Source organism: Bradyrhizobium sp. Unk1, from assembly GCF_059512345.1.
In genome coordinates, this window is record NZ_JCAMOP010000023.1 from 1 (window position 1) to 17,165 (window position 17,165).

Below are 17,165 nucleotides of genomic sequence, written 5' to 3' on the forward strand. Positions count from 1 at the left end.
GGCGATCTCAACCAGCACGGCCCGGACTCGGTCCGCTTCTACACCAAGACCAAGACGGTGACCTCGCGCTGGCCGTCAGGCGTCAAGGAAGGTGCGGAGTTCTCGATCCCGCTGATGAAGTGAGCAGTTCCGCCCGCTGTCAGTGGCCAGGCCCGAAGGGCTAGTAAATGGTAGCAAACGCCACATGCGTTTCCTCCCGTGACTGCCCGGGGCTCTAACGAGTCCCGGCTTCTTTTTGCTTGCTTGGTGTGACGTCGTTACAAGGGAGCCGGGCTAAGCTCTCGAACCTTGGAGCTAAGCCTTGCAATGAAATGGCGCACCCGACCCGATTCGAACGTGAGGCCTTCGCCTTCGGAGGGCGACGCTCTATCCAGCTGAGCTACGGGTGCTTACTGCTTACGCAGATTTTGCGTATGAGTTAACCCCTCAGCGCGCAACCCTCGCAAGCCTTTGCACTACAATACTCTTTCTTCCTAACTTTTCGTACCAGCCGGCTTGACACTTGCCTTCGGAGGGCAAAGGCCTAGGCTATTCCTGACACACAACATAGCCGACTGCGTTCATCTCGGTGCAGGCCGAGAAGAATGAGAGCAATGGCCAGTACAATTGTACAAAATAAGGATCAGGAGCGTGACCCGTCGCGATGTTTGCGAATACGTCTTCGACAGCTTTACGGCTTAGAGACGAAGTTACAATGAAAACCCGACGGATCGCGTCCGGCGCGTTTCGGGCGGCGTCGAATTCGGTTGCAAGCTGCTCGGCGTTTCCGCGACAGACCCGCGGGATTGACGTCGTCACGCCGTCGACCTTCTTGCGCATCTGCTGCACCACTTTTTCCATGCCAGGGTAGCACCACACTTTGGCGTGGCCCTTGCGCTCCCCCTTTTCAATCCGGCGCATGATCATCTGGACACCAAGCTTGGGCAGATGGCTCAAGACGTCCTCTGCTTCGGCATAAAACTTGACGGTCTCGCCATCGAGCCTCCCAGAGCGGGACGCTGATCTCCGCGCGCCGATCCTGGACGTCGCGAGCGAATTCCGGTGTCTCCGGCATTGTGAGACGCAAGTAGAGGCCGACGCTGACGGCAACGATGCTGAGAAGATACGGCACGCGCCAGCCCCAGCTTAGAAGTGCCTCCCGCGGAGTGGTGCTGGTCACAAGACTGAAAGACGCCGAGAGAGAGCGCAATGCCGATGACGACACCGGATGCCGCGAACGCACCATAGAATCCACGGCGGCTGGGGCTCTGCTCTGCGAGCAGAAGCGCTGCGCCACCGTATTCCGCTCCGGCTCCCAACCCCTGGATTAGTCGCAACGCGACCAGCGCGATCGGTGCCCAGATCCCTACCTGATCAAACGTCGGCAGCAGGTTCATGAGGCTCGACGACACTTCCTTGAGCGCTAGCGTTGCTGCACTGTGACGATCACGCGGGCAAATCGGCGGGCTTTTGTCGGCATGCCTCTGGGGCGCGATCGTCGGCATGCTTGCCTTCCGATTTGGCGGGCGGCTTCTGCCTAATTTGGCACTCCGCCATCAGATATGGAGAGAGCATCGGTCGACACTCGATGCTTCATGCGTTTGGGCATCCACTAGAAGGATTGGAGGCAATCTGAAAACATTCGGCTCGGTCGCGAGCTGGACTTTTGGCGTTGCTGCCTCTGTTGATTTCCGAATTACGGAATTTCAAGGAGATCGCCTCGGGGCGGAATATGGAAAGACGTCTTACCTAAACAGCGGACTGTTCTGCGGCGCAACACCCTCGCCGGGCCGCTCGATAGCTGCCGCGCCGCCGTCAAGCGGTCGATGCCAGAGCGCGCAGATTGACGGACGCGCCTTCACAATCGCGTTTTCGACGACCCGCATGCTGCTCCTTGCCTGCAGCTCCTTGATTTGAATCAGGGAGCATCGCGCCAAATTTGGGATGCTCGGCACACGAGGGGACCGGCTGCCTAGGGGATTTCTACGTAGTGGCTTATACTGATTGTGTGGTCGGTGTGTCGCGGCGGTAGGCTAAATTTATCGGAGAGTTGTCTGCATATGCCAGGAAACTAGCAGTTCGAAAGTTAGCACTGCAGGAAGGCGAGTGTATCATGTCCCTTCAGGAGACACAGGTCAGCCGACATGTTCGAAATGCCTCCGGAGGATCGAGGCATGCGCGCAAGGCGAATTCCGAACAGCTCGCTCTGCAGGAAAAAGTTCATCGTCAAATTGCGTCGGAGCTTCACGATTCAACGTGCCAGCATTTGGTGGCGGCGAGCCTCATTCTGATGCAAGTAAGGAGTGCGCTAGGCGATCCTCTGAAGGCGACGAGACATTGCGATCAGCTCGACATCTCGATCGGTCGCGCGATGAAGGAATTGCGGTCTCTCACATATCTGCTTCACCCTCAGGATCTGCTTGAAGGAGGGCTCAGGACGACAATCGAGCAATTCGCAGAAGGGTTCGTAGCCCGAACGCCGCTGAATATTGAGGTCTCGATATCGTCCGCGGTCGACGGCCTGCCATACGGGGCGCAGCGAGCGTTGCTGAGAATTGTTCAGGAGGCCCTGACGAACGTTTACCGCCACGCCAAGGCGACACAGGTCGCCATAACTATCGGGGCGAGGGACAGGAAGTTCAAGCTCGAGGTTCGAGACGACGGACAAGGCATGGTCGCTGCAGATGGCGCATGCCGCTTTCGTCCGTGGGCACCCGGAGCGGGAATCCGTATCATGCGGGCTCGATTGCAAGAGATGGGAGGGCGGCTTGAGATATTATCGGCACCCACAACGCTGCGGCGCGGAACCATCCTGCGCGCGACCTTTCCATGCGCTCTTGCGCGCGAGTGAGATGGCCCGGTTGGAGATGCTGCTGAAACGCAGAGCCCATAGCTCGTCCAGGTTCTCTTGCGACAAGATCATCGAGGCAGCCCTCTCATGAAACGAATTCTCATTGCTGATGATCATGATGCTGTTCGATCCGGGCTACGGGCGGTCCTCGAGCAGCGGCCGGGTTGGATGATTGTCGCCGAGGCGTCCGACGGAAAATCGGCATTTGAGGCCGCTCTCAAAGAGCGGCCCGATGTTGCGATCGTCGACTTCTTCATGCCGCGCATGACGGGACTGGAAATAACTCGAGGAATAAAAAAGCATCTCCGCGAAACTGAGGTGCTGATCTTTACCGCGCACGAATCCGGAGTGCTGGCTCAAGAGGCGCTTCAGGCGGGTGCGCGCGCGTTCCTGGTCAAGTCGGACGCAAACAAGCTGCTGTTGGCTGCCGTTGAAGCGCTAATGGCACGTAAGCCATTCCTTGGCGGACGATTTTGTGGTCAGTCGGGTCGAGAAGACGAAGCTGGCGAGGGGCATATGAGATTGTCTCCGCGAGAGCGGCTCGTTGTCAAGCTCGTGGCCGAGGGATACAGCAACAAGGGTATCAGCGCGATGCTGAGCTCAAGCGTGAAAACCACGGAAACGCATCGGGCGTCGGCCATGGGAAAACTGGGGGTCAATTCGATAGCTGGACTGGTCCGCTACGCGATCAGAGCTAAGTTGATTGAAGAGTGAACGAAATCGGCGGCTGCCGGCCCGCCGCGCTTTGCAACCGATCGCGGCGGTGAAGCGGAGCTGATCGCTGCGGAAGCACAGCTCTATCCTTCGTCGTCCGCGAAGGGTCACGGACGGTCACCTCCACCGCCACCCGCAATGGCGGCGACCGCGATGCCACCAGCAAACCCAACGGCGCCTGCGCGGTCGCGGCCGCCCCCAACCGGGGCCATGCGGAGGACCCCACTGCGCCTGCGTCGCGAGATCCGTGGTTATCGCCGCCCGTCCCAGATTTGCGGCGACCGGCATAGCCTCCGCTGTCGCAATGAAACGAGCGCCGATTGCGCCGACCGCTGCGGCGGCGACGGCGCCCTGCGCAAAACCAAGGAAGGCACGACGTGTGGGAGCGTTCATTGTCCTTCTCTTCTCTTCTTGTCACGCAGTTTCGAGTGCGGACTACGGTAGCGGGGAACGGCAACGCCGGCATCCGACGAAACCCTGAGCAATAGGCTCGGAGTATTCCCGCCGTCCTGGATACTCGGGTCATGTGGTTCGCGCCGGGACCGGTCGTGCCTTCGTGCGTTCGCGCAGGCGCTGAAACGTGACGTAGAGCATAGGCACCATAAAAATCCCGATTGAGCTTGCGGCGAGCATGCCGGCAAAGACAGCGGTCCCGACCGCCCTGCGGCTCAGCTCGGCGGCGCCGGTTGCGAGCACGAGCGGGAGGAGTCCGAGAATGAAGGCAACTGAGGTCATCATCACCGCGCGGAACCGCATATGCGCCCCCTGGATCGCGGCCTCCGCAAGCTCTGTGCCGGCTTCCCGTCGTTCCTTGGCGAATTCCACGATCAGGATGCCGTTCTTGGCGGCAAGCGCGATCAGCACCACGAGGCCAATCTGGCCGTACAGATCGAGATTGAGGCCGGCGATTTTAATACCGATATATGAGCCTAGAACGCCGACAACGACGGAGAGCAGCACCGGGATCGGGATCACCGTGCTCTCATACAGCGCCACCAGGAACAGATAGGCGAACAGCACGGCGAGCGCGAGCACCACCCCGGTTTGTCCTGCTGCCTGTTGCTCCTGATAGGCGGTGCCGGTCCACTCGAAACTGTAGCCTGCAGGCAGCACGTTGTTGGAGATCTCTGCCATCGCTGCCATCGCGGTGCCGGACGAGACGGCTGGCGCCGGGCTGCCGTTCACCGTCACTGAACGATAATTGTTGTAGCGGGTAATGACCTGAGGCCCGGTTACGATCTTGATGCCGGCGAGCGACCGCATCGGAACCATCTGACCGGTGCTATTGCGGACATAGATGCGCCAGATATCGGAAAGGTCGGCGCGATCGAGCGCCTCCCCCTGCACGTTGACCTGCCAGGTGCGTCCATAGAGGTTGAAGTTGTTGACGTAGATGCCGCCCAGCGTCGCCTGAAGAGCCGTGAAGATATCGCTGATGGTCACGCCAAGCGCCTGCGCCTTGCGTCGATCGATGTCGAGATAGATCGATGGATTTGTCGCGGTGAAGGTCGAGAACACTCGCGTCAGCCGCGGATCGGCATTGGCCGCTCCGATCAACGCACCCGTGACACTGGAGATCGCGGCGGGGCTCTGTCCTTCCAGCGCCTGGAGCTGGTACTCGAACCCGCCTGAGGTGGAGAGTCCGATGATCGGCGGCATATTGAACGGCAGTACATTGGCCTGCCGGATTTGCGCGCCGGCTGCGTAAGTCTGCCGGATCAACGCCTGCGCCGAATCCGCGACCGCCTTGCGATCGGCAAACGGCTTGAGGCGCGTCACCACCAGCGCGCTGTTGGGCTCGGACGCCCCGTCAAGCAGGGAAAAGCCGATGATGGCCAGAACATGGTCGACGGCCGGCATCTCGTTCAGGACGTCCTCGATCTGTTTGGTGACTTCACTGGTCCGCGCAACGGATGCACCGTCCGGCAACTGCACCGAAGTGAAGAAAGCGCCCTGGTCTTCCTCGGGGAGGAACCCTGTCGGCGTCAGGTGCGACATCCCGAAAATGCCGGCTGCGAACACGGCGACCAGGATGAGCGAGAGACTGGCCACGCGCAGCAGCCGTCGTACGCCGCCGCTATAGCGATCGCGGATCCAGTCAATGCCACCAAGAACGTGGCCGATCGTGCCGCGCCGGGGTCCAGTATGCCGCAGGAACAGCGCGCACAAGGCGGGCGACAAGGTCAGCGCATTCAGTGCCGAAATCATCATGGCGGCGCTGATCGTCACCGCAAATTGCCGAAACAGCGTGCCGGAAATGCCGGGAATGAAGGCGATCGGAACAAAGACGGAGAGCAGCACCAACGTGATCGCGATGATCGGTGCCGTGATCTGCGTCATCGCCTTCTTGCTTGCCTCGACTGGCGAAAGATCCGGTTCCTCCTCCATCACTCGCTCGACGTTCTCCACGACGACGATGGCGTCATCCACGACGATGCCGATGGCGAGCACCATTGCGAGCAGTGACACGGTATTCGCGGAATAGCCAAGCATCAGCAGCACCGCGAAGGTGCCGACCAGGCTGACCGGTACGGCAATGGCTGGTATGACCGTGGCCCGAAGGTTACCGAGGAACAAATAAACCACGATCACGACCAGGACGAAGGCCTCTCCCAGCGTCCGCAGAACCTCCGAGATGGTGTCCCGTACGAAGCTCGTGGAATCGTACTGCACGAGATAGCTCAACCCCGTCGGGAATCGCTTCGATAGCCGCTGCATCGTCGCCGCGACCGCCTGCGCCGTCGTCACGGCATTGGCGCCCGGCGCCAGATAGATCGCGAGAGGCACCGCGGCGCGCCCGTCGATCCGCGCTTCGCTGTCGAGGTTCTGCGCGCCCATCTCGACCCGGGCGACGTCCTTGACGAGCAGCGTCGAACCATCCGGGTTGGCGCGCAGCACGATATTGGCGAACTGGTCGACTGTCGCGAGCCGCCCGAGGGTCTGGACGTTGAACTGGAATTGCTGGTCGTCGCTGATTGGACGCGCGCCGATGCGGCCGACCGGCGCCTGAACGCTTTGCGTTCGAATTGCCGCGATCACGTCCGAGGGCGTGAGATTGAGGCTGGTCAGCCGCTGCGTATCGAACCAGATCCGCATCGAGTAGTTCATCTTGGCGAACAGGTGAGCTTGGCCGACACCGGGCGTGCTGGAGATCGCGTCGAGTATGTTGATGATCGCGTAGTTGGTGATGAACAGCGGATCTTGCTGGCCGTCGGCACTGTAAAGCACCAGAAATTGCAGGATCGCCGACGATTTCTTTTGCACGGTCACGCCCTGCTGCTGCACCTCGGTGGGCAATTGCGACAGCGCGCTCTGCACCCGGTTGTTAACATTGACGGTGTTGATATCGGGATCGGTGCCAAGTGCAAATGACACCGTCAAGGTGTAGCTGCCGTCGTTGCCGCTCGTCGATTTCATATAGAGAGCTCGGTCGACGCCGATCACTTGCGCTTCGAGCGGTTGAGCGACGCTGGCCTCCACGACCTCGGCAGACGCGCCGGGAAAGGTCCCGGCGACCGTGACCTGCGGTGGCACAATGTCCGGAAATTGCGCCACCGGGATCCGTGTCAGCGCGAGCGCACCTGCAATGGTGATGATGAAGGCCACGACCATCGCAAGTCGCGGGCGATCGATGAACACGGCGGACATCATGGCTTTTTGTCCTCCGGGCGCGGACCAGTTGAACCGCCATGGTCTGGCTGCGAAGGCGCGTCGCCTGTGCCGGCATTCATGCTCGACTGGATCAGCGCGCTCGCCGGGCCCGGAGAAACCGCCTGACCTGGACGAACTCTTTGCAGGCCTTCGACGATGACCTTGTCGCCTGCCGCGAGGCCGCTGATGACGGAGGCTATGGTGGGCGTCGATTGCCCCAGCTTGACGCGGCGTTGTTCGGCCTTATCGCCGGCGCCAACGGTGAGGACATAGTCACCCTGCTGATCGGACAGCACCGCCGAACGCGGGACCGCCAACACTTCGATGGGCTGGACACCTTCCAGCAAGACCGTGACGAATTCGCCGTCAGTCAGTTCGTGAACGGTTACGCCCGCGGCGGACGGCGCGCGCAGGATCGGGTTTGCGATCTCGCCGCGCACGGTGATCGTGTCCGTGTTCTGGGCGATGGTGTTGTCGACAAAATCGAGCTTGCCGGACTTGCCATACATGCGGCCATTGGGCAGCCGCAGCCGGATCACCACGGCTTCCAAGCCTCCCTGCGGACCATAGCGTTCGCGTAGTTCGAGCCCCTGGCGCAACGGCACCGGGAAGGTGACGTACATCGGATCCTGGCTGACGATCGTGGTCAGTACGCCCGAGCTGGGACCGACGACATTGCCTTCGGTCACGGACGTACGTCCGATCTTGCCGTCGATCGGCGCGCTGATCATGGTGTAATCGAGGTTGATCTGTGACGCATCGACTTGTGCCTGCGCGGCCTGGACCTGGGCTTCCAGGCTGCGTTGGTTGGCGATCGCCGCGTCGTAGGTCGATTGCTGACCGGCCGGCCCGCTGAGCAGCGTACGCGCCCGGTCGGTCGTCAGCTTGGCGTTCTCGAGCATCGCTCGGAGCTGGGCCACCTGCGCCTGCTTTGACGCGAGATCGGCCTCGAACGGACCGCGCTCGAGCCGGTAAAGCGGGGCGCCCTTCTTGAGCTCGGCACCCTCGACGAACAACCGTTGCTCCAGGAATGCGGTGACGCGAGCCACGACATTGACGCGATTGACCGCCTCGATCCGCCCGAGGAATTCGTTGGTCTCGGTGATCGGTCGTCTGATCGCTTCCACGATGCCGACAGCGGGCGGAGGGCCTGCGACTGGCTGTGTCCAGCCCGTGCCGCCAGCGATGAATGTCAGGAAGCCCGCCGCCAGCATCCTGACCGAGACGTCCGCAAGGTCCATTGTCCGCTCCTTGCTCCGGCGTTCGGGACAAGCCGCTATCCCGGTCCGCGCGAGCCGAGTGTCAGGTTCGTAACTCCCGCCGCAAGGTTCAATCCGATCGATCGTTCGATCGACAGAGGCTGGAGCGCAATCGTCCGGCGAGAGCCTCCGATCAGAACGTTCGCTCCGAGACCGGGGCCGAACGCGACATTGCCGCTCGCCCCCACGTAGCTCCCGCGCAGCGTGCCGGGGCCGACGCGCGAGTTCCTGGCGAGGACGGCCCATGAGAGGGTTCCTGCGCTGGTCACGCCGATGTCGAGACCAACGCGCCTGATCCGTCCGTCGTAGACGTACTGCCGGGTCGGGCGTCTCGTGATGAATACGCAACGAAGCTCCTGCGCGGAGCCGAGCACCAGCCCAACGCGCGGAGTGCTGGTGCATACGAGCCGGCCGACCCTGAAGGCCTCGGCGCGTGCGGGCAGAGCGTCGGCGCACATCAAGGCGGATCCGCAGATGATCGCAAGAAGCAGGTTAATGCGCATTCAGGCCTCCATTTGACTTCCGGTGTCGGTTGGCGAACTCCCTGGGCTGCGATCCTGGCGAAGCCAGAACGTGATGCCGAGGCCGATCAGCAGGACGGCGCCCAACAGGAAGAAGATGATGGATTGCTGTAACCAGGATATCGCCGGAACCGTGACGCCCATCGCAAGGCCGAGGAAGGCAATTTGCGGCGACAGAAGACTGACGCCCGCGAGGAAGGTGCCGAGCGCAAGTAATGTGAGAAGAACGAGGCTGGTTGCCGGCGTCGGCAACAATTGCTGAACGCCTGACACCAGCATGATGTTCATCGTGACCAGGACGGCAACCCAGTGCAGCGCCTGGGTCCAGATCAGTCGCCACCGGGCCTCCTTGCCATCGACCTCCGGCCATTTGTTGATGACGCACACAACGCCGATGGCGAGCGCGAGAAACTCCCAATAGCCAACGAGAGGCTGGTGAGAGGCGTTGGTATAGGCGACGCCCGCGACGGCGAGCACCAGTGCAATGATGTAGGGAAGTTGCTGCCACAGAAAACGTGTCATCCGCGCGTGCGCCGGGGATGGCTCCATTCCATTGTTCCGTTCGGCTCGAATCTCGCTCATGGCGCTCCCATTTGCGATGGTCCCTTGTTGGACATGCGCCCGCTGCTATCGCCGAGGTAATCCTCGACGTAGAATCTAATGATCGCGACCCGGCCGACCGCGACCAGCGGCATGGCGAGTGCGATACCCATCACGCCCAGCATTGCGCCCAACAGCACGATCGCGACCAATGTCCATGCGGGAGGAATTTCGACCGCCTGGCGCTGGATCAACGGGCCGATCACATAGCCCTCGATCGATTGAATGATTGTGTAGATGACGACGGCCCAGATCAGTAGCGATGCGCCGAGCGGCATCGCGACGAGCGCGATCGGGATCGCGGCAAGGATGGGCCCCAGATACGGAACGAAGTTGGAAAGGCCCGCCTGCAGCCCAAGCACGAAGGGACCGGGAAGCCCGATCAGATAGAGCGCGACCCACACGCACAGTGTCATCAGGATGATGCGGATCAGCTGTCCGACGAACCACAGCCGCAGGACGTTTCCCATCTCGTTCATTACGGCGCGTGTTCGGGCGCGATAGGAAGGCTTCGCCAGCATCACCAGACTCTCGCGATGGCTGGTGGGATCAAAGGCGAAGAGGATACCGAGGAACGCGATCACCAGCACACCGGTCAGGAAGCTCGACGCTCTGCCAAGGACGAGCTGGGCGTGGCTGAAGAACCGGCCTTGATCGGACAGCAGCCATTGCGCAAAATCGCGCCCCGATTCCGGACCAAGCAGATCGACGCCGTAGGTCAAAAGGCGTTGCTGCAAGACGTCGAATTGGATGTCCATTACCTCCAGCAGGATGCGTGTTTGCTGCGGCAGCTTGCCGCCTCCCCAGGCGAGGCCTAGTCCGACCATGGTGGTGAACAGCAGAAGCACGAATGTCAGCCGCCAGACGCGATTGAGTGGAATTAGTAGCGCCAATGCGCGTGCGGCGGCATCCAGAAAGGCAGCAAACAGCACGCCTGCGAAGATGATGAGAAGACTCGAGGCGGTTTGCCATACGAGGAAGAGAGCAACGCAAATGGCGAGCAGGGCGAGACCCGTTGCGAGAAAGCCGCGCCGCCTGTCGGTGCCCTGGTCTGGAGGATCGCGGACCACGGCCTCGCGCTGTTGCTCTTGTCCTGTCCTCACATCGCTCATCGATTGGGGTGTCTCGGCGGCGGATTGCAATGACGAACTGTCGCGCCGGGGCTCAGGTGCGAACACGGCGGCTGCCATAATGGGGATGCGAGCCGCCGCGATGACGCCAGTAGCGATGCTTGGTGGGGTTGGTATTCGTATTTGGCGCGGCGGTGCTTGGGGCAGGTGTCGTGACCTGCTTTGGCACGGATGCGGCCGGATCGGTCGTCTGCGCCTGGGAACTGGTCGACTGCGCGGTCGCAATCGATCCGGCAAGGATCAAGGCACCGCAAATGGTCCGGACATTCATGCTTGTCTCCAACTGACCCACAACACTTCAGATCGAGATAGCGCCGACGGCCAACGCATAGACGCGGACGCGTGCAGCGAGCCCTCAACCCCGGAGATGAGGTGGGCGGAAGGGTCGAATTTGAACGGGGTAGGCCGACCACCCTCGGTTAAGAGACTAGAGGCAGCATCTCGGTCGACACATCAGGGATTCTATGTAGAGGGCGAGGCAGGAAATCGGTCGACCGTTTCTAATGAGGACTTGCCGACCCGGGCGCAGCGGCCGGGGCGACCAGCACGAAGCTCGCGCGGAACAACTCGCCCGCCTTAGCGAGTTCAGTCGCGATATGCCTGGCGTGCAGAACGGCGGCGTCATGGTCGGTTTCGGTAAGTCGCTCTGGCAGATACGGGTATCCCGAGATAGGGTGATATATCTTCCGGCGCTCGGGTGATCATCCGATGCCCCCGCAGGGGCCGGACCGCTAGCTTCGTTTGTTCATGCGAACCAATCCGTGGAGGCAAGCGATGTCGAACTATGATCCGAATCTGACTGCCTCAGGCACTGGTGGCGGCGCGCTTGCGATCGATCCCGGATTGCGCGCCTACATGCTGCGCATCTACAATTATATGGCCGCGGGCGTGGGCCTGACCGCAATTGTGGCGTGGCTGACGTATCAGCTCATGGGTCCCGCATTGCTCGAGAGCCCGTTGATGTGGGTTTTCATCCTGGCGCCACTCGGGCTGGTGTTCTTCATCGGGGCGCGCATCAATACGCTGTCGGCGGAAACAGCGCGCATTCTTTTCTTCGTCTATGCCGCGCTGGTCGGCGTCTCGCTCTCGACGCTGCTGCACATCTACACCAGCACCTCGATCACGCGCGTGTTCTTCATCGCGGCCGCGATGTTCGGGGCACTCAGCGTCTTCGGCTACACCACGAGGCGCGACCTGTCCGCGGTCGGCAGCTTCCTGTTCATGGGCCTGATCGGCATCATCGTCGCAAGCCTGGTCAATATCTTCCTGAGGTCGACGGGGCTCGATTGGTTGATCTCGATCGTCGGCGTAGGCGTCTTTGCGGGACTCACGGCCTATGATACGCAGCGGATCAAGGCGATGTACGAGAGCAGGGACGATGCGACGACGGCAGGCCGCAAGTCGGTGATCGCGGCACTGTCGCTCTACCTCAACTTCCTCAATCTGTTCATGATGCTGCTGCGCCTGCTCGGCGGTAGGCGGTAGGCGGCTTCAGGCCGCCGGCCGCTCCGCCGCGCTGGCGAGCGCATCGCGCAGGATCTTTTCCTTGGTCTCGTCCAGGGACGTTTTCAATACGACTCCGCCGGCATCCTTGATTTCGTTCAACACCTTGTCTGCCGTCATGTTCTTGATCAGGACGAAGAGCGCGGCGTTACCGGGGTGGAGCGAAGCGGACAGCTCCTTCATGAAGGAATCGTTGATGCCGAAATCGGACAAGGCGCCTCCAAGCGCGCCGGACGCAGCGCCGACCGCGACACCGATGATCGGATTGAGGAAGAGCACGCCGACCAGGAGTCCCCAGAAGCTGCCGGTAATCGCGCCCGTCGCCGTGGTGTTGACGAGCTGGTTGAGCTTGATGTTGCCGTTCTCGGCCTTGACGGCGATCACGGCGTCACTGATGGTGATCAAATATTCCTTTTGCAGTTTGAGCAGCCGAGTTCGGACTTCTTCGGCCTTTGCTTCGGTCGGGTATACGATCGCAACCAGATCAGACATGGAGACCTCCTGGGCATTCCCGCAGGGACCGCGGGAAGACTGATGCCAACTGCATGGCGCGGAGACTAAACGGCGAATTGCAAGCTCGACATCCGAGAAAACCCTTGGGCGCGGGAGAGAATGTTCCGGATCATTAGAGCAGGGGAATCCCTCGGCCCGATCTGCGCGATCCGGCTGTTCTGAGTCTTCAATTTGCTGCGAGCATCGACGCGGCAAGCAGCAGCGACACCAGGAGCAGGGAGATGCCCGCGGCGGACCATTGACGGAGAACTTCGTCGCCTCTTTCGATAAGGCTGCCGAATCTAAGACAGCCGCGCCGGAGCGGACCGACCACTCTCATGAGCGCTTTCCAGGCTGCGGATGAGCCGAGCGGGTGTGGCCACGGGCTGAGCAGGATCGCGAGCGCCGCCCCTCCCAGCACCGGCAGGAGCAATTTGGATAGCGCGTCGATGCCGAACAGCTTGGATGCCGCATCAGACGGGGCCGGTAAATACGAATCCCAGGGCAGCAAGCCAAGGAACAAAGAACAGAGGGCCAAGACAAGTGCCGCGAGGTCGCGGCTGAGCGGGGCTGGGCCGACGAGAACAATCGGCTGGTCCGATGGCGCGAGCGCATGGGACAGGACCAGCACGACATAGGCGGTCGTGAACATTCCGCCCGCCTGGAGCACTATGGCCCACCACCATTGTCCGGTCCTCGCGGTCTCCTGGAGCAATAGTTCCTTCGCGAATGACGCGCCGCTCGGTTGAACACCCATCAAGGCGATGCCGCCAATTGCGAATGCCAGGACGCTCAAGGGCAGGGCGCGCGCGACACCGCACAGCCCGGTGATGCGATCGTGGCCGAGCCCGGCGTAGATTGATCCGACGGCCATGAACATCGCCGCCTTGGCAGTCGCATGGGAAACTGCCTGCAACAGGCCGCCCGCCAGGGCCTGGTCACTTTCGAGCTTCCCGGATGCGCCGAACGCAAGAGGAAACATCAGGAAGAGATATCCGATCTGAGCCAGCGTCGAATACGCAATCAGGAGCTTGAGGCGCTCTTGCCGGAGAGCGACAACGCTTCCGAACAAGATCGCTCCGGCTCCCAGCGCCGCGAGCAATTGTGCGGCAGCCAAGCCGGGCAAGCCCGGCATGACGTCGAACCAGAGCCGCACAAGGATGAAGAACGATCCCTTCACGACCAAGGCGGACAGGATCGCGCTAGCTGCGGCCGGTGCGCCGGCGTGAGCGGGCGGCAGCCAGAGGTGCAACGGAAAGAGTGCAGTTTTTGCGAGGAGACCGGTCGTCATCAAGGCTGCCGCGATGAGCACGCCGGAGTCCGCGTTCACGCGATGCGACAACAACGCGATATCAAGGGTGCCGTAGAGACCATAGAGCAGCGCGGTGCCCATCAGGTAGAGGACCGAGCCGAGCAGTGCGAAGAGCAGATACCGCAACGCAGCCCGAAGCGTCTCCGCGCGACCGTCGAGAGAGACCAGAGGCACCGCGGCGAACGTCAGCAATTCCAGCGCAACATACAGCGTGAAGAGATCTCCCGCGATGAAGATCGTGTTCAGCGCGCCCCAGATTGCCAGAAGCAGGATCCAGAATGCGAAAGGTGCGCGCGCTTCGACAGATTGGGGACGAAAATCGGTTGCGGCAAAAATGGCGACCGCGCAGATCACGACTGCCGTCGTCGCGAGCATGACCGCCGACAATCCGTCCGCGCGGAGGGCTACGCCGAGCGGTGGTGGCCAGGCGCCGAGTAGGTAGACGAGGTGGCCGTCGCTCCGCGGCAAGAGCACGAGAACGGCGAAAGCAATCGCCAACCCGACCGGTACGACCGTGGAGGCAACCTGCCGGACGTAGCGCTCGCCGAGAACGAACGCCAGCAAGACGCCCGCAACCGGCACGACGATCGACAGCACCAGCAGGAAGCCGCCGGCGGTGGTCACCAGCGCGGGGGCGGGGGGCAGCATCAGTGACCGGACGGATCGGAGCGCGCGCTCGCCGCCGCCCGACTGTTGAGCGTCGTGGAGCCTGCGATCTGAAAAAGCCGCAGCAACAAGGCGATCGCCAGAGCCGTTGCGGAAAACGCGACCACGACTCCTGTGATCACCAGGGCCTGCGGCACCGGGTCGTTGCCAAAGCCCGCTGCGGCGCCTCGCCGCCCGACGATGCCGAACATAAGAAACACGCCGCTGCCGAGCAGGTTGAATGCGATGATCTTGCGAAGCGGTTGCGGATTGGCAATCAGGCCGTAGAGCCCGAGCCCGACCGCCGCGGCGGCGCATAGTCCGAACACCGTCACGGCGCTCATCGCTCAGCGCTCCTTTCAGGTGCACCGGCGAGCAGCAGGCCGAGCGTCGTCGCGATCGTCAGGAGCATCGCGACCTCAATGCTCAGAATTAGCGGCTTGGCGAACGCAACGGGATAGGCAAGGAACGCCGACCCAAAACAGAGCCCGCCGAGGCCGACGGCAAGGAATAGGCCGGGGCCGGCCACCAGGATGAGCCGTAGCCATCGACTGCGCACGGGCGGGGTATCCACCAACCCGGCCATGATCACCAGCAGCCACATCGACGCGAGAACCGCGCCGCCCTGAAATGCTCCGCCGGGGTGATCAGCGCCCGTCCACAGGATGTAAATGCCGACGACGATGCCGGCGGGTGGCAACAGGCGCGCAAGAAAGGCGAGAACACCATTTGGATCAGCCTGGTGGCGTGGTCCGGGACGACCGCCCCAGGCCTGGTCCGACGCAAGCGACCAGACACCGACGATGGCGAGCAGGAGCACGACCTTCTCGAGCATGGTGTCCATTCCGCGGAATGCCATGAGCACGTTGGTGACGGGGTTGGTCATTCCGGTCGCCCCGGCATTCGCGACGACGGCGGGCGCGAGCGTTGGCGCCGGATCGGGCAGCAGTAGGATCGTGACGGCCAGCGCTGCTGCGATCGACGCGGACAGTATGGCTGCGCTCAAGCGCACGATCAGGCTGGGCCCTTCCGTTGTCATCGCCTCGGTATCGCGCAGCCGGGCCGCCGCACCCAACAGCAAGACGCCGCCGAGGCCTCCGCCAATTGCAGCCTCGGTCAGCGCGACATCGACGGCGTCAAGGCGGACCCAGATCAGCGCAACCAGCAGTCCGTAGGCGATAAAACCGACCGTGGCCGAATAGGTGTCGGGGACGGCGATCGTCCAGATGGCGAGGCCCAGCACCACGGCGGCGAGCGCGATCTCGAACACTGTTGCGATGTTCATTTGCCTGACCCGCTCTGACGTGCCGTGCGCGCGATCAATTGGGAGACGGTGGCGCCCGCGAGCAGCACGAACATCCATATGCTGATCAGCTTCAGTCCGTCGCGCAGGCCTCCTGTTTCGGGGAGCAGCCCGAGCACGACGAAACCCAGGCCGAGGTTATCGGCCTTGCTGAGCGCGTGTAGACGAGTCAGGGTGTCGGGAAAGCGAAGAAGGCCGACGGTACCGGCGAAAAAGAAGAATACGCCTGCCGACACTCCCGCAACCGTGATGATGTCGCGTGCGACGTTCATCTGTCCTCCCCCGGATCGGCCCCATCGGTTTCGAGGCGGGAGAGCCCCTTCTTGACGAATGCGATGGATGCGAAAGTGGCGAGCAGTGCCAGTATCAATGCCACGTCGACGGCCGCCGGCACGCCTGTCACGGTGCCGAGCAGCAGCAAGACGGCAATGCCGGCAGTCCCGATCAGTTGCGCCGCCATCATCCGGTCGGCATCTGTCGGGCCACGCAAGATGGAGACCAGCCCAAGCCCCAGCATCGCCAGGATCAAGCCGACTGCGGCAGTGAGGAATTCAGTCATTGTAGAGGGCCCGAACCAACGCCGCTTCCTCCGCGGCAAGTTCGGCAACGACCGGTTGCTCGACGTCGAGACAGTGATAGACGAGCTGCCCGTTCTCCTCCCCGGTTGGCACAGTGCCAGGCAAAAGGCTGGTGAGTGTCGTGAACACGTTACGTCGCACCCCGCGTGAGAGGCCGGTCGGATAGAACACAAATCCCGGCCGCAGCGGCAGCCGGGGATCGAGCGCGCGGCGTGCGACGTCTACGCCGGCGACCACCGATTGGTATAGGAAAAGCAGCGCCAGGCGGACGATGGCGGGAATTGACCGCCGGGATCTGCTCGGCTCCAGCAGGTGCAGGCTTGTCCAGGTTGCTGCTGCGATTGCTGCCGCCGCGGCAGGAATATCTGCCGGATTGGCGCCGGCAAGCACGAGCCAGAGGCAAAGGAAAAATGCGGCTCTTAAAGTCGCAGTTCGCCACGATCCTCCAACCGCGACGACGGCACGCCCATATCGATCACCTGAGGACCCTGTCATGCCGGTTTCCTCGGTTGTTCCCGGGTTGTGTCGTCCGGCTCTGCCGTGTTTTGAGGAAGCGCGCTTTTGCGCGCCCCAGACGAGAATTCAAACGGCGGATGTTTGTCGCGCGCGGCGGCGTTGCCCCGCGCG

The 17,165-nt window shown here is 62.1% G+C and carries 16 protein-coding genes and 1 tRNA gene; 3 read left to right on the forward strand and 14 right to left on the reverse strand.

What is annotated here, in order from left to right; all coding sequences use genetic code 11:
- Positions 1-312 precede the first annotated feature (312 nt).
- Positions 313-389 (reverse strand) — tRNA-Arg (locus tag AC5ZFO_RS27175).
- 139 nt (positions 390-528) lie between these two features.
- Positions 529-936 carry a hypothetical protein gene (locus tag AC5ZFO_RS27180; protein ID WP_282523617.1) on the reverse strand — a complete coding sequence of 136 codons (408 nt, stop codon included), beginning with the start codon at positions 934-936 and terminating at the stop codon, positions 529-531.
- 1,156 nt (positions 937-2,092) lie between these two features.
- Here AC5ZFO_RS27180 and AC5ZFO_RS27185 point away from each other — a divergent pair.
- Both AC5ZFO_RS27185 and AC5ZFO_RS27190 read left to right on the forward strand, forming a co-directional pair.
- Positions 2,093-2,830 carry a sensor histidine kinase gene (locus AC5ZFO_RS27185; RefSeq protein ID WP_282523616.1) on the forward strand — a complete coding sequence of 246 codons (738 nt, stop codon included), beginning with the start codon at positions 2,093-2,095 and terminating at the stop codon, positions 2,828-2,830.
- Between the two features lie 87 nt (positions 2,831-2,917).
- Entirely contained in the window at positions 2,918-3,544 is a 627-nt protein-coding gene (locus AC5ZFO_RS27190) for a response regulator (protein WP_282523615.1), read from the forward strand.
- A gap of 522 nt (positions 3,545-4,066) precedes the next feature.
- Here AC5ZFO_RS27190 and AC5ZFO_RS27195 read toward each other — a convergent pair.
- Genes AC5ZFO_RS27195 through AC5ZFO_RS27215 form a run of 5 tightly spaced genes read right to left on the reverse strand, consistent with a single transcriptional unit; the run spans position 4,067 to position 10,687 of the window.
- Complete coding sequence (locus AC5ZFO_RS27195; RefSeq protein ID WP_282523614.1) at positions 4,067-7,195, reverse strand: efflux RND transporter permease subunit; 3,129 nt, start codon at positions 7,193-7,195, stop codon at positions 4,067-4,069.
- Positions 7,192-8,436 carry an efflux RND transporter periplasmic adaptor subunit gene (locus AC5ZFO_RS27200; protein ID WP_282523613.1) on the reverse strand — a complete coding sequence of 415 codons (1,245 nt, stop codon included), beginning with the start codon at positions 8,434-8,436 and terminating at the stop codon, positions 7,192-7,194. Before AC5ZFO_RS27200 ends, AC5ZFO_RS27195 begins: the two co-directional genes overlap by 4 nt.
- A gap of 35 nt (positions 8,437-8,471) precedes the next feature.
- The gene (locus AC5ZFO_RS27205; RefSeq protein WP_282523612.1) at positions 8,472-8,957 is read right to left on the reverse strand and encodes a DUF992 domain-containing protein; all 486 of its coding nucleotides are present in this window, start codon (positions 8,955-8,957) and stop codon (positions 8,472-8,474) included.
- Positions 8,958-9,557 (reverse strand): hypothetical protein, encoded by a 600-nt coding sequence (locus tag AC5ZFO_RS27210; RefSeq protein ID WP_282523611.1) that lies wholly within the window; start codon positions 9,555-9,557, stop codon positions 8,958-8,960.
- On the reverse strand, positions 9,554-10,687 hold the full coding sequence (locus AC5ZFO_RS27215) for an AI-2E family transporter (protein ID WP_282523622.1): 1,134 nt from the start codon (positions 10,685-10,687) through the stop codon (positions 9,554-9,556). The genes AC5ZFO_RS27210 and AC5ZFO_RS27215 overlap by 4 nt, the downstream gene beginning before the upstream one ends.
- Before the next feature lie 792 nt (positions 10,688-11,479).
- On the opposite strand from AC5ZFO_RS27215, the gene AC5ZFO_RS27220 reads away from it, so the two are divergent.
- On the forward strand, positions 11,480-12,190 hold the full coding sequence (locus AC5ZFO_RS27220; protein WP_282523610.1) for a Bax inhibitor-1/YccA family protein: 711 nt from the start codon (positions 11,480-11,482) through the stop codon (positions 12,188-12,190).
- A 6-nt stretch (positions 12,191-12,196) separates the two neighbouring features.
- Here the strand turns inward: AC5ZFO_RS27220 and AC5ZFO_RS27225 are convergent, their stop codons facing one another.
- The 7 genes from AC5ZFO_RS27225 to AC5ZFO_RS27255 all read right to left on the reverse strand — a co-directional run bounded on the left by AC5ZFO_RS27225 (position 12,197) and on the right by AC5ZFO_RS27255 (position 17,033).
- Entirely contained in the window at positions 12,197-12,700 is a 504-nt protein-coding gene (locus tag AC5ZFO_RS27225) for a DUF1269 domain-containing protein (protein ID WP_282523609.1), read from the reverse strand.
- Positions 12,701-12,887: 187 nt separating this feature from the next.
- On the reverse strand, positions 12,888-14,660 hold the full coding sequence (locus AC5ZFO_RS27230; RefSeq protein ID WP_282523608.1) for a complex I subunit 5 family protein: 1,773 nt from the start codon (positions 14,658-14,660) through the stop codon (positions 12,888-12,890).
- Positions 14,660-15,001 carry an NADH-quinone oxidoreductase subunit K gene (locus tag AC5ZFO_RS27235; protein ID WP_282523607.1) on the reverse strand — a complete coding sequence of 114 codons (342 nt, stop codon included), beginning with the start codon at positions 14,999-15,001 and terminating at the stop codon, positions 14,660-14,662. The genes AC5ZFO_RS27230 and AC5ZFO_RS27235 overlap by 1 nt, the downstream gene beginning before the upstream one ends.
- Positions 14,998-15,927 (reverse strand): MnhB domain-containing protein, encoded by a 930-nt coding sequence (locus AC5ZFO_RS27240; RefSeq protein WP_282523606.1) that lies wholly within the window; start codon positions 15,925-15,927, stop codon positions 14,998-15,000. Before AC5ZFO_RS27240 ends, AC5ZFO_RS27235 begins: the two co-directional genes overlap by 4 nt.
- Before the next feature lie 11 nt (positions 15,928-15,938).
- Positions 15,939-16,232, reverse strand: coding sequence for a cation:proton antiporter (locus tag AC5ZFO_RS27245; RefSeq protein ID WP_496122820.1), 294 nt, complete (start codon positions 16,230-16,232; stop codon positions 15,939-15,941).
- Positions 16,229-16,519, reverse strand: coding sequence for an MrpF/PhaF family protein (locus AC5ZFO_RS27250; protein WP_071911305.1), 291 nt, complete (start codon positions 16,517-16,519; stop codon positions 16,229-16,231). The genes AC5ZFO_RS27245 and AC5ZFO_RS27250 overlap by 4 nt, the downstream gene beginning before the upstream one ends.
- Positions 16,512-17,033 (reverse strand): Na+/H+ antiporter subunit E, encoded by a 522-nt coding sequence (locus AC5ZFO_RS27255; protein ID WP_282523604.1) that lies wholly within the window; start codon positions 17,031-17,033, stop codon positions 16,512-16,514. Before AC5ZFO_RS27255 ends, AC5ZFO_RS27250 begins: the two co-directional genes overlap by 8 nt.
- Positions 17,034-17,165 lie beyond the last annotated feature (132 nt).